Here is a 12805-nt window from a genome sequence, read left to right as displayed (position 1 = left end):
TGCTGATATTACCAGAGTATTGGCTTAATCCCTAGATCTTTTTATTCTAGAGTGCGCACTCAACTTTCATCCACATCAATGGCTCTATTTATAGCATAAGCGGCACTTATTAGCCCCAAGTGAGTGAAAGCCTGTGGAAAATTACCTAACTGTTCCCCACGCAACCCTATTTGCTCCGCAAAAAGACCTAAGTGATTTCCATAAGAAAGCATTTTCTCAAAAAACAGTCTGGCCTTTTCTAACTGACCTCCACGGCACAAGCACTCCACATACCAGAATGAACATACTGAAAAAGTACCCTCCTCCGAGCTCAGTCCATCTATATCATGCTCTGTATTATATCGGTAAACCAATGAATCTGTAGCCAGCTTTTCTTCTATAGCTTCCATAGTGGTTTGCCAGCGCGGATCATAAGGACTGATAAAACGTACCAGCGGCATTAGCAGTGCGGAGGCATCCAGCACATCAGCCCCTTTATATTGCACAAAGGCCTTTAAATCATCATTCCAAAAGTCTTCATACACATTTTTATAAATCTCATCACGCACATTTCTCCATCGCTCAAAAGGATATGGGAAAGACCGCTTCTCAGCCAGTCTAATGGCTCTATCTACTGCCACCCAGCACATAACACGTGAGTACAGAAACTCCCTTTTCTCCGACCTAATCTCCCAAATGCCATGATCTTTTGCTCGCCAGTTATCACACACATATTCAATATGCCTTTTTAATGATTCCCAGAAATTATAGGTGACAGGTTCTCCATATTTATCATACAGGTAAATGCTATCCATCAGCTCTCCATAGATATCCATCTGCAGCTGATCATAGGCTTCATTTCCTATTCTTACCGGAGTGGAATGCATATATCCTTCCAAGTGATCGAGCTCTATTTCCTTGAGTTCAGCACGGCCATCTACACCGTACATAAGCTGTAGCTCACTACCATCCTGCATATTTTCATCAAACTGGTGGCGAATCCAATCCATAAAATGACCGGCCTCTGCAGTATAACCGAGGCGAATAAAAGCATACATGGTAAAGGCAGCGTCTCTGATCCAGGTAAACCGGTAATCCCAGTTACGGGTGCCACCTATGTGCTCTGGCAAACCAAAAGTAGCTGCTGCTACGGGAGCTCCATATTTATGAGAAGTAAGCAACTTTAAAGTAAGCGCAGATCTATGCACCATATCCAGCCACTTGCCTTTATATTTTGATTTACCTACCCAACTTTTCCAGTAGTTTACAGTTTCTGTAAAAAGCTGGTGTACTTTTCCGTTTAAGTCTGTTCCGAATTCATCAGTTTCATCTTCTGAATTAACCGCTTCCAGCACAAAACAAGCCGATTCCTTTTCTTCCAGCTCAAACTCAGCCGTGGCATCATGCTCACCGGCAGTAAGTTGAACATCTGAAACCAGGCGAATAAACTCTGCCTGTTCACCATCTTCAAAAAACACCTGTCCTGAATCTTTAGCTATAGCTTTACCTTTTTCGCGAGCATATTCAAAGCGGGGCTCACATTTCATTTTAAAGGCCACTTTTCCCCGGATTACAGTCACTTTTCTAATCAGCTCACAGCTACCTTCTAACGGTTTTACTGGCATAAAATCAGTAATCTCTACCATGCCTTCATAAGCCAAAAAGCGAGTGACCAAAACATTAGTCTCTGGCAAATATTGCTGCTTATAGTCAACGTCTTTCAGATCAGGAATAATCTGAAAACTGCCTCCTTTTTGTTTATCCAAAATAGAAGCAAAAATGGATGGTGAGTCAAACCTGGGGAAGCACATAAAATCAATGGCTCCATCCATTCCTACCAGGGCAATAGTATTTTGATTACCAATAACCCCATAGTTGGCTATGGGGTTATAGTTACTTTCTTCTTTATTCATAAATCTCTTATCCGTTATCACTAAAACCCGGGTATAGGGTCATCCCTCCATCTATATAAAGTGTTTGGCCATGCATATAATCAGAATCATCAGAAGCGAGCCACACTGCAGCTTTTCCTATATCTTCAGGCTCTCCTATTCTGCCATAAGGAATTAACTCTTTAAGCTTTTTATTAGCCTCCTCATCAGACCATACATCTTTATTTATATCCGTTTTAATAGCTCCCGGGCTTAAGGCATTCACTCTAATCTTGTGTGGCCCAAGCTCCTGAGCGAGCGTTTTCACGAACATAAGTATGCCTGCTTTAGCGGTAGCATAGTTAATATGCCCACCCCAGGGAATAACATCATGCACAGAACTCATGCAGATAATCTTACCAGCAGCGGCAGATCTGTCTTTGACTATTCCTCTTTTAATAAATTCTTTGGCGGCCTCTTTTGCGCAGAGAAACTGACCGTTTAAGTTGATATCTATCAGCTTTTTCCAGTCTTCATATTCCATTTCCAGAAAAGGAGCATCTTTTTGTACGCCGGCATTGCTTACCACAATATCTACCGTACCAAAAGCCTCAATGGTTTTGTCAAACATTTTTTTGACATCTTCCGGCTTGCTGGTGTCAGCCTGAACTATGATAGATTTGGCTCCGGCTTTCTCTATTTCTTCCTGAGTCTCTTCCGCACCTTCTTCACTACTATGGTAGTTTATACATATTTTGGCTCCTGCATTAGCCATGGCTATGGCTATGGCCTGTCCTATTCCTGAACTTGATCCTGTAATTATGGCGGTTTGATTAGCTAGTTTTTTCATGGTCAATTAATTAAAAACAACATTATAATAATGCCTACCATGAAAAATTGTTAGCCTAAAAGGCATCTTTTAAGGAATAATACCTTTCTAAAGCACTTCTTCTACTCGGTTTTCGCCAAGATACCAGAGGTAGCCTTGCACTTCATTATAGCCCATGTCAGCGAGTAATGATTTGTAATTGGCCATCTGTTTTTGATCTGCTCTTTTAGGAATACCCGTTTTATAATCAATAATAATGGCCTTATTTTGTTTTATCATCACCCTGTCTAATCGGTACTCTGCACCGGGCACTATTATGGGCATTTCATTATACACCTTCCAGTCTGACGTGAACCATCCTTTAGCTGAAGGATTAGCCAAAAGATCTTTTAAAAGGGCCGATATTTCTTTAATCTGATCTTTATTAAGTCCTTCATCATAGCGCAAGCCCTCTAAAGCCTGCTTCTGATCAGCCAGAACCTGCACACTGGCCAGCATTTTATGAATCAGGATTCCGTAATTGATCTTCACCCGACGATTATCTTCTTCGGTAAAATCCTTACTTGCATTTTTTACAGCTATTTTCTGTCGCCAATCAAAATGCTGATAGCTCTTTAAAGTGAGTGCGGGTTTGGCTGGCTCCTCTTCTATTTCAAACTTATAATCTCTATTTCCATACTCAAACACACTTTTTTCCGCATCCCAAGCTTCGTGCAACTCGAAATTACTATTTTCAAGAGTATCTCTTATTACTTTAGATATCTGTCTATTCTTATCAGGAGCCATTACCCATAAGTTATGCGCTGCCCGGGTAAAGGCCACATAGAGCACATTGAGATTATCTAAATGCGCCTTGATCTTCTCCTCTTCATAGTCCTTCTTATAAACGGTGGCAGCCAGATCCTTTTTATATTTCAACGGCAAGTGCCCTATGTTAAAAGGCGGCTGATCAGAGGCCGTCCAGATAATAGGAGAACGCTGATGGTCTATTTCCCAATCACAAAAAGGAACGATAACAGAAGTATATTCTAAGCCTTTTGACTTATGGATAGTCATTATTCTAATAGCATCAAGGTCATCAGCCACCTTAATACTGGCTTTGGAACCTTTCTCATCCCACCATTCTAAAAACGAGAACACATCACCCTTTTCATTTTGAGTGAACTTCAATATCAGATCCTGGAAGGTTTGTAGGTATGCAAACTGCCCATGTAGCTGGTTTACCTGAAAAATATTGATCAAGTCTTCCGCCAATTCATAAAAAGGCAAATGGAGTAAATAGGCTTTTCTTGCAAAAAATTCTGCTGGCAGCCATTCTTCAAACCTCCCTTGGCTGATAGACTGCATGAGCTTGCTTACTGATTCATCTGACTTTTTAATGGCTTTTTGATAATCATATACCAGCTGAGCCTGTACCACCTTATCTTTTGCATCTCCCAGATAACGTAGTGCTGACACCACCACTCGTACGGCCGGTGAGGCTGCCAAAAACAAGGATTCATTAGACACTACATCATATCTGTAGCCCTCTTTAGCTTGTCCGGATTGTTCGTAGTCAGAAAGATAATCTGCTATGCTTTTACCTTCCCTGTTTGTCCTCACCAAAATGGCGACTTCCTTCAAAGGAACGCCTTTCTCTTGCAGCTCCTCTACCACCAGTGGCAGCTGTCTACTTACTTTATCTTTCCACTTATCTTCCTCTTCATCTTTATGAAAAGTGATATTGACATAGCCTTGAGGGTTTTCAAGTTTATGAGGTGGTATTTTCTGGTAAGTATCTTCATACACCTGATCCAGCACCTGCCATTCAGGATCCTGATCACTGCCACCCGCATTCATTAGCACATGAGGCAGAAGTTTAAAAATGCTATTATTAAACTGAATGATATTAGCCTCACTTCTAAAGTTGGTATCCAGTACCTTGTTGGAGGTACGGTTTGACCCAATATCGTTTTCTATTTTATTTAAAAGCAGTTCCCAGTCGCCTCCTCGCCACCTATAAATGGACTGTTTAATGTCTCCTACCACCAGGTTTTTATAACCTTGCGCCAAGCTATCATCTATTAACGGCCTAAAACTGTCCCACTGAAAGCCGGAGGTATCCTGAAACTCATCAATAAGGTAATGCCTGTAAAAAGAACCCACTTTTTCATATACAAAAGGGGTGTCTGCATCTTGCACCAGCTCTTTCAAAAAGCGAGTAGCATCAGAAATAAGCATGACATCATTTTCCTTTTTATATTCCTGTAGCTTGCGTGCCAGATCAGCCAGCAGACCATAACCATACAAAAATTTTTTGATTTGAAGTGCCGTGCTATACACCTCAAACTGCTGCTCATAATAATCTATTGATTGCCGCAATATATCTTCCAGACCAGAGGCCAAAGCCATATCTATAACATCGGCCTTTTTTGAGGTTTTCTTATACCAGCTGCCTCCTTCCATAGCGGAGAGTAAGCGTTTGCCCGGCTCGTAAGATTTATTGTCTTTACAGATTTTATAGAGATGGCCCATAGCACCACTTCGGCCATATGAAAAATCGGCTATTTCTAAACCATTGGCTTTGAGCTGGCTTAATCCTTCAGTTCCCAACGAATGCATTTTATTCTCAAAAACAGCTATTATTTCATCTACAGCAGCTTTTAACTTCTTTACCAGCGTGTGATCATGCCCCGCTATTTCATCTTCAATATTTTTGAAGCTCTCATTAAAAAGCTCACGCGCCAGGTCTTTGATATTCCTTCTTACATCCCAATTATTACCTTCCTGCAGGTTTTCTCGCGCAAAGCGAATGATCCACTCTCTAATGTCCTTATTGTCTGTTACCTCAAAAAGCAGGTCATCAACAATCTGAATAAGAATAAGATCAATATCCATTTCCAGCCTATAACTACCGGCGAGGCCTAATTCCTTAGCAAAACTTCTGATTACCTTTTGAAAAAAGGCATCTATTGTGCTAATAGAAAAGTGAGAATAACCATGTAGTATTTCCGTGAGTATTTGCCTGCATTTGAGCTGAAAAGTAGTCTCATCTAAGTTAGCATGAGCCATTAGCTCCTCAGCCATGCCATCCATTTTACCTTCAGAAAACTCATGTAGTTTCTGTATAATCCTGTTTTTCATCTCCTGCATGGCCTTATTGGTAAAGGTCACGGCCAGGATGTATTTGTAGTAACGTGTACTCTTTAATGCGAGCTTAAGGTACTCCTTAGTAAGCGTGTAGGTTTTACCAGAACCCGCTGAGGATCTATAAATTATGAAACTTTCTGCAGACATGTGAATGTAAAATTATAAAAACGAAAGCGCTGAATAAACTTTTGACCTGAGTATTACGCTAACTTTCTATTCAAAACCTACATACCTTCTTATAATGTTTTAAATATCTTTTATATTCATGAAAAAGCTGATAATTTACTGTTTTTCATAAAACCAACTTTTAGTATGAAACTAACCCAATTTTTTGCAGCTCTAATAGTAGGCTTATTATTGATAGCTTGTAGTGATGATGATGGCGATGAAGCTCCGGCCCGCGCAGAACTAGACCAAAGGCAAAGTATAACTTTACCGCTAACCAATTCAACGGCATTTGCTCCTACATTTTCTTTTGACTTTAGCAATGATGTTAATGGCATGTCTGATCCTGATTACGCTATTACTCAAATGTTTTTCGGAGTGAATAATTTCTCTGGAGAAGCGGAAACGATTACCATTACACTAAGCATAGTGCAGACTAGTGCTTCGGTAACACTTTCTCCGGTGGAGATTAGTACTATTAACAATGATCCGTCAGGTCAGAACATCAGATTTCAGGACAATACTTTCTTCAATGTCATCAACCAGGCATTGGCTGATGACAATGAAGTTCAAATAGTAGTTTCCGGCTCGGTAGACGCGGCGCCTTCAGATTTTGAACTCTTCTTAAGACTTAGCGGCACGGCCGAATAACTTATTTTTTCAAAGAGTAGGTAAGTACTGGCCTTCTGGTGTGGTTCACCACATCTTCGGCTATACTTCCTCCCAGCAGGTGTGATAGCCCTGTTCTACCATGAGTGGCCATGGCTATCAGCTCTGCTTTTACTTGCTCCGCAAAGTAGATGATACCCTCCTCTTCAGAGTTATCGTTAAAAATTCTCACTTCATAATTATCTACCCCTAGCTTTTCGGCAAATTCTTCTAACTCTTTTAGCGCCACTCTATCAGGCTGGAAGTTATTAGGTGTATTAATTCTTACGATATTAATTTTAGCTCCATACATAGCCTGGAATGCTTTTACTACTTCAAAAGAAGCAATTTCATCTTCATCTAAAGCGGTGGCATACACTATAGTATCTAAAGAGTCACTTTGTAGCTTTTCATGAATGGTTAAAACAGGGCATTTAGCATGTCTAACTACTTTCTCGGCATTAGAGCCAATTAAAAATTCTTCTACACCAGAGCTTCCTTTGGTACCCATTACTACTAAATCTACCTCCTGCTCACTTACAATATCTCTGATATTATGATAAGGACTACCAATACGTAATTCTTGCTCCACCACTATGTCAGCAAAAGCCTCACTAGTAGCCAATTTTTCAAGGTTCTTCTTACCCTTTTCAATCATACGCATCATAAACAGTCGGTCTGTCATTTCTGGCAGCTCCACCTCTCCGGTATAATGAACAGAAGTAACATTAGCATCTTCAATAACATGTATTAAAACAAGAGCGGCTCCTGTTTTTAAGGCTATCTTATGTGCAGCATCAAGGGCATATTTTGCCTGATCTGAAAAATCTGTAGGAACTAATATTCGTTTCATAATTATTTAATATTTCAGGTTTTCTGCTTTAAAGTTACCATACAATAATGAGAGCACGAACAGTATATCTACACAAAATAAACTGTATTTTGTCAGGTTTTTATATTACACTACAGCAAGAACTTAAGAGGATTCATCTCCTTTATTTCTATCAACTATTGGCTTACTAAACTTATAATCGAAAACTTGATATAGCAGAATCACCATTAAAAGCACTACTACAAAGGCTATTCTTTTCCAATCATTCTTTTTGCATGAGTTATACGCATCTAATGTCATCAATTCTTGCCCCTCCTGATTTTTTAAACTAAAGGCTCGGTATTTTTCCAACCAAAAACTCATGACACTCCTATGCTCTGATGACAGCACCTTGAACCTCACAAAATCTCGTGCTTTCAAAGCCTTTAAAACATTAAGATCTAATGATTCTGAATTACAAAAAGCGATAGAAAAACGCCTGGTGTCGCCAATTAACTTAAATGTCAATCTATTATCATCATCATGTAGTTTGGGAGCATTCAGTAGTATACCCTCTACTTCTTCCAGCATATCAGCAGAAACATATTCAGGCCTTTTATAATAATAGAGCATTATACCACAGGCCAAATAAATAATTACGGCAAGCTCAATGATCTTTTTCGTTTCTTCATTCCATTCTAATTTCACGGGAGTTGAAAAAAATTATGTGTTTATTTTTTAATAAAAAAGTATAGATTAGCGGCCAAAACAAATGATCAAATAAAAGTATTTTTCTATAGCTTAAGCCTAATCTCTTTTAAATTATTTTAAAACATTATTAAATTAAAAATACACTCTAACATCAGTAAAAATACGCATAACTGTTTCGATATCAGATTAGTTAATATTGATAAAATTGATTGCTAATTTTTTCAACTAGCTGTATCCTCAAGCAATTTTATTGCGTAAAATTGATGTAAACCTGCTGTTATGGATTCGTTAGAGATTTTAATAAACATTAGAAAAATCGTAAGGGCTCTGAGTATTGAGTCTAAGATTATGGAGAAAGAATACGGCCTAAGTATTCCTCAATTTTTGTGCTTAAGCTATTTGGAAAAAAGTCCGGGGTATCACCGATCTCAAAAAGAACTTAAAGAACAGCTAAACCTCAACTCCAGCACCGTAACCGGCATTATTAATCGATTAGAAAAGCGGGGTTATGTAGCTCGTATGCCTAAGTCTGGCGATAAGCGTATCACTCATATTACCTTGACAGCCCTGGGCATAAAACTACTGGAAAACGCCCCTAACGTATTGCATGACAAGCTTTCTAAAAAGCTAGAAACCCTCTCAACTGAAGAAATAGAGATGGTGAACAAATCATTGGAAATCATTACTAATGCCATGCAGATAAAAGAGATGGAAAACATACACCCTTTCATTTCTGAAGAAGATCATCCTGAGCTTTAATTGGCCTGAACTTGCCATTGAAAGTCGTCATTTCATGATTCTTGCGCATGGCGTGATGGGATCAGGAATCTTACTGTTCACTTAAGTTGTGCCTGAGCAATGAGATCCCGGCCGAAAATTAGTGTAATGTAAATATCACGAACTGGCTTCGGCTTTCCATATTTTAAGATTCATTCATCAAGCCCTAATCCTAATTACCGGGCTAGGCAAACGATCGGCACCGATCCATAATCTAAATAAATGTTAACCGCATTTGAGCTTTTCTTAATAGTGCTATCTATCATTTCCATCCGACAATTATTGTAGGTCTAAAGACTAAAATATAGCCAGAATTTTAACACCTACTTCACCTTTAAATAAAGGTAAAGTACAATTATATTCACATCTTTAAATAGTTCGCACAGAACCTTTCATTAATTTTTTTAATTTCGCATTCCATTGAACATAGTCATGTTCAAAAATTCACATTCCATTTATTAATTATTTGAAACCATAAAAACAAAGTATGAGAGAAAACTACAGGATAATTAAAGCTACCTGGGTAGCACTTCTTTTAACCATACCAATATTTGCTTCTTCGCAACATAATGTTACAGGTAAAATAATAGATGAGACAGGAGCAAGTCTTCCCAGTGTAATGATTCAAGTAAAAGGGACCACCCGAGGCACCACCACTACGCTGGATGGGGAATACGAAATTTCAGTAAAGGACCCTAACGCCACGTTAGTATTCAGCTACATCGGTTATAAAAAGCAAAGAATACCTTTAAACGGACGTAATATTCTGAATGTAACGCTCAGTGAAGATGTAGAAAAACTTAGCGAAGTAGTAGTTACCGCCCTGGGCGTAGAGCGTGAAGAAAAAGCCATTGGCTATTCCGTTCAAAGCATAGGAGCTGATGAAATAGCCACGGTAAAATCTACCAACCCTATTAACTCCCTGGCTGGTAAAGTTTCCGGAGTTTACATTACAGGAAGTTCTAACGGACCTACAGCATCAGCCAATATCAATATTAGAGGTGCCGCTTCATTATTAGGCAACAACCAACCTCTGTTTGTGGTCAATGGTATGCCTATAACTAACGACCTTTACAGCCTTGATGACGGACTCAATGGCTCAACCACTATTGACTTTGGTAATGCATCACAAATAGTTAACCCTGATGACATCCAGTCTATCAACATATTAAAAGGGCCAGCAGCATCTGCACTATACGGATCCAGAGCGGCTGATGGTGTAATCCTTATTGAAACAAAAACAGGTGAAAACGCCCAGGGAATTGGTGTAGAGATTAACTCGAGCACCATGTTTGAAAGCATTTTGAAACTGCCGGATTACCAAAACGAGTATGGTTTTGGGGGTAACGGTATGTACAGCTATTATGATGGAACTGTATTTGACGGTGTAGATTTCAACGGTAACGGCACCTTAGAACCTGGTGGCGGCGAGCTCTTTTATGAGGCTTATGGTGAAAACTGGGGCCCTCGTATGAACGGTCAGTTAATCAAACAGTCTAACTCTAACGGTGAGGCTGTGCCTTTCACCCCTGCGGAAGATAACGTAAGGAACTTCTTCAGAACCGGCGTTACCAGCATTAACAACATATCTATTAACTCTAGTAACGAAGATGGCGATTATCGTCTTTCTTACACTAACCTGGCTAACAGAGGTATAGTACCTAACACTAACCTAAAAAGAAATACTGTGCAAGCCAGCTTCGGCAAGCGCTTTTTCGATGATGATAAGCTAAGAACAAGAGCTAACATCATGTATGTAGCTTCTGCCTCTGATAACGTGCCAAATGCCGGATATGATGAATCCTCATCAGTAATGTATGGCTGGCTTTGGTACCCCAGACAGGTAAACATTAACGACCTAAAAGATTACTGGGAAGTACCAGGAGAACAGCAGCGATATGTAGAAGACTCATGGGTGAACAACCCTTGGTTAATTGCCAAAGAAAATACCAACTCATTCCAGAGCAAGAGATTCATTGGTAACTTCAAAGTGAATTATGACTTTGCTAAAAACTTCACAGCCAGATTCCGCTTTGGAGCTGATGTACTTAACGAAGGCAGACAATACAGAAGAGCTCCTTCCACTAAAGGTGTACTAAGAGGTAGCTACAGAGAAGATGAAATCAGTTTCTCAGAAACCAATGCTGAATTATTGGTAGGCTACCATACAGATATGGATGACATGTCTTTCTTTGACTTAGACGTAAAAGTAGGTGGTAACATTATGCGTCAGGATGCTAATTACCTGATAGCGAATAACCCTGAGCTAGAAAACTTTGGTACAGATCCCAGCATTTACACCCTTACTAATGCCCGCTCAGGAGTGTTGGTAGAGTCTCAAAAAACTCAAATGGGTATTAATAGCTTATTTGCTACTGCCACTTTTTCTATGCTAAACAGTATTTTCATTGATGCTTCATATAGAAATGACTGGAACAGTACGTTGGTTAACCCATACATAGGGCGAGACAACTCATCATATAGCTTTGGCTACCCTTCAGTAGCAGTAAGTGGTGTAATTTCTGATTTGGTACAGCTACCTTCAGCCTTCAGTTTCTTAAAAGTAAAAGGATCTTATGCTGAAGTAGGTAACGGAGCTCCGGCTTATGCCTTTGGCAATACTTTTACGCCTCAGGCTGCTTACGGATCACAAGCTATCTTTAGCACTAACAGAACTATTGCTGACGAAGACCTTACTAACGAAAGAACCAAGGCTTATGAAACTGGCTTAGATGTGAGACTCTTTGAAGGAAGAATAAGACTTGATTTCACTTACTATGATATGTTAAGTTATGATCAGGTTATCAACCTACCGGTAGCTACTACCAGTGGTTATGATTATGCACTTACTAATGGAGGTGAAATAAGAAACAGAGGTATAGAGCTAATGCTTGGTGGTAGAGCCGTAGAAACAGAAAACTTCAGCTGGGATATCACTTTTAATGCTGGGCGTAACAGAGCGGTAGTAGAGAGCTTGCCAGACGTAATAGAAAGCGGAAGATATTCAATAGTAGCTGACATGTTCCCCGGAGATGGATCTAGTGCCGACCTGGAATATGTGGCAGAAGAAGGCGAACTTCTTGGTCAGCTTTACGGACTTGGCTTTGAAAGAGGACCTGACGGAAGAGTTATTCACCAAGATGGATTACCGGTATTAACCGATGAAAAAGTATCTGCAGGCTCTTATCAACCTGACTGGAGAATAGGTTTAAACAACTCATTCAAATACAAAAACATTACGGTAGGTATTTTATTCGATGGTCAAATAGGCGGAAAAGTTTATTCAAGATCACACGCACTTTATGCTACAGGTGGTGCTATCACTAATGATGATGATCCTCATTTAGACCTATCTACCACTGAAGGCAGAAGAGTATATTCTGTAGATTATAACGCAGACGGGCTTCCTGTTTACACTCTTGAGCAAGAAGGCGGAGTAGTAGGGCCAGGATGGAACTGGACAGATGCCAATGGTGATGGCGTATTTAGAAATGAAGATGGATCATTCCAAACAGAAGAACTTTCTGAAAATGACGTAGTAGTACAGCCAGGAGGAGCCGGTTACACAGGGTACTTCTATAACTATTATGGAAACGGCTTTAACCGTGATAATATTGAAGCAGCCACCTATGATGCTACCTATTTCAAACTGAGAGAGCTAAGTATCAAATTTGATTTACCTCACTCTCTTGCAGAGAAAATAGGAATGCAAAAAGCAAGCATCGCCTTCATAGGAAAGAACTTATTACTTTTCACTGACGTGCCTACTATTGATCCTGAAACCTATTCTATCAGAAATGGAATTTTCGTGAACGGATATGAAAGTACTCAATTCCCTTCTACCAGAAGTTATGGTTTCAGCATAAACCTGGGATTCTAAGCTAA

General features: G+C 39.6%; 8 protein-coding genes. 3 read left to right on the top strand and 5 right to left on the bottom strand.

Annotated features, from left to right (window positions below; translation table 11 throughout):
* Positions 1–59: 59 nt before the first annotated feature.
* The 3 genes from LVD15_RS14275 to LVD15_RS14265 form a co-directional block, all read right to left on the bottom strand.
* Positions 60–1892 carry a glycoside hydrolase family 15 protein gene (locus LVD15_RS14275; protein ID WP_233775903.1) on the bottom strand — a complete coding sequence of 611 codons (1833 nt, stop codon included), beginning with the start codon at positions 1890–1892 and terminating at the stop codon, positions 60–62.
* Between the two features lie 7 nt (positions 1893–1899).
* Positions 1900–2706 carry a glucose 1-dehydrogenase gene (locus LVD15_RS14270; RefSeq protein WP_370687365.1) on the bottom strand — a complete coding sequence of 269 codons (807 nt, stop codon included), beginning with the start codon at positions 2704–2706 and terminating at the stop codon, positions 1900–1902.
* An 81-nt stretch (positions 2707–2787) separates the two neighbouring features.
* On the bottom strand, positions 2788–5955 hold the full coding sequence (locus tag LVD15_RS14265) for a UvrD-helicase domain-containing protein (RefSeq protein ID WP_233775901.1): 3168 nt from the start codon (positions 5953–5955) through the stop codon (positions 2788–2790).
* A gap of 165 nt (positions 5956–6120) precedes the next feature.
* Here LVD15_RS14265 and LVD15_RS14260 point away from each other — a divergent pair, with 165 nt between their 5' ends.
* Positions 6121–6624, top strand: a complete 504-nt coding sequence (locus LVD15_RS14260) for a hypothetical protein (RefSeq protein ID WP_233775900.1) — start codon at positions 6121–6123, stop codon at positions 6622–6624.
* Position 6625: 1 nt separating this feature from the next.
* Here LVD15_RS14260 and LVD15_RS14255 read toward each other — a convergent pair whose 3' ends face one another.
* Together LVD15_RS14255 and LVD15_RS14250 are read right to left on the bottom strand one after the other, a co-directional pair.
* Positions 6626–7474, bottom strand: a complete 849-nt coding sequence (locus LVD15_RS14255) for a universal stress protein (RefSeq protein ID WP_233775899.1) — start codon at positions 7472–7474, stop codon at positions 6626–6628.
* A 123-nt stretch (positions 7475–7597) separates the two neighbouring features.
* Positions 7598–8140, bottom strand: coding sequence for a hypothetical protein (locus tag LVD15_RS14250; RefSeq protein ID WP_233775898.1), 543 nt, complete (start codon positions 8138–8140; stop codon positions 7598–7600).
* 282 nt (positions 8141–8422) lie between these two features.
* Between LVD15_RS14250 and LVD15_RS14245 the strand changes: the two genes are divergently transcribed.
* Both LVD15_RS14245 and LVD15_RS14240 read left to right on the top strand, forming a co-directional pair.
* Positions 8423–8902 (top strand): MarR family winged helix-turn-helix transcriptional regulator, encoded by a 480-nt coding sequence (locus LVD15_RS14245; protein WP_233775897.1) that lies wholly within the window; start codon positions 8423–8425, stop codon positions 8900–8902.
* Between the two features lie 505 nt (positions 8903–9407).
* Positions 9408–12800, top strand: a complete 3393-nt coding sequence (locus tag LVD15_RS14240) for a SusC/RagA family TonB-linked outer membrane protein (RefSeq protein WP_233775896.1) — start codon at positions 9408–9410, stop codon at positions 12798–12800.
* The last annotated feature ends 5 nt before the right edge of the window (positions 12801–12805 follow it).

This window comes from Fulvivirga maritima (assembly GCF_021389955.1).
GTDB classification, from domain to species: domain Bacteria; phylum Bacteroidota; class Bacteroidia; order Cytophagales; family Cyclobacteriaceae; genus Fulvivirga; species Fulvivirga maritima.
This window is presented reverse-complemented; position numbering and strand designations above follow the sequence as displayed.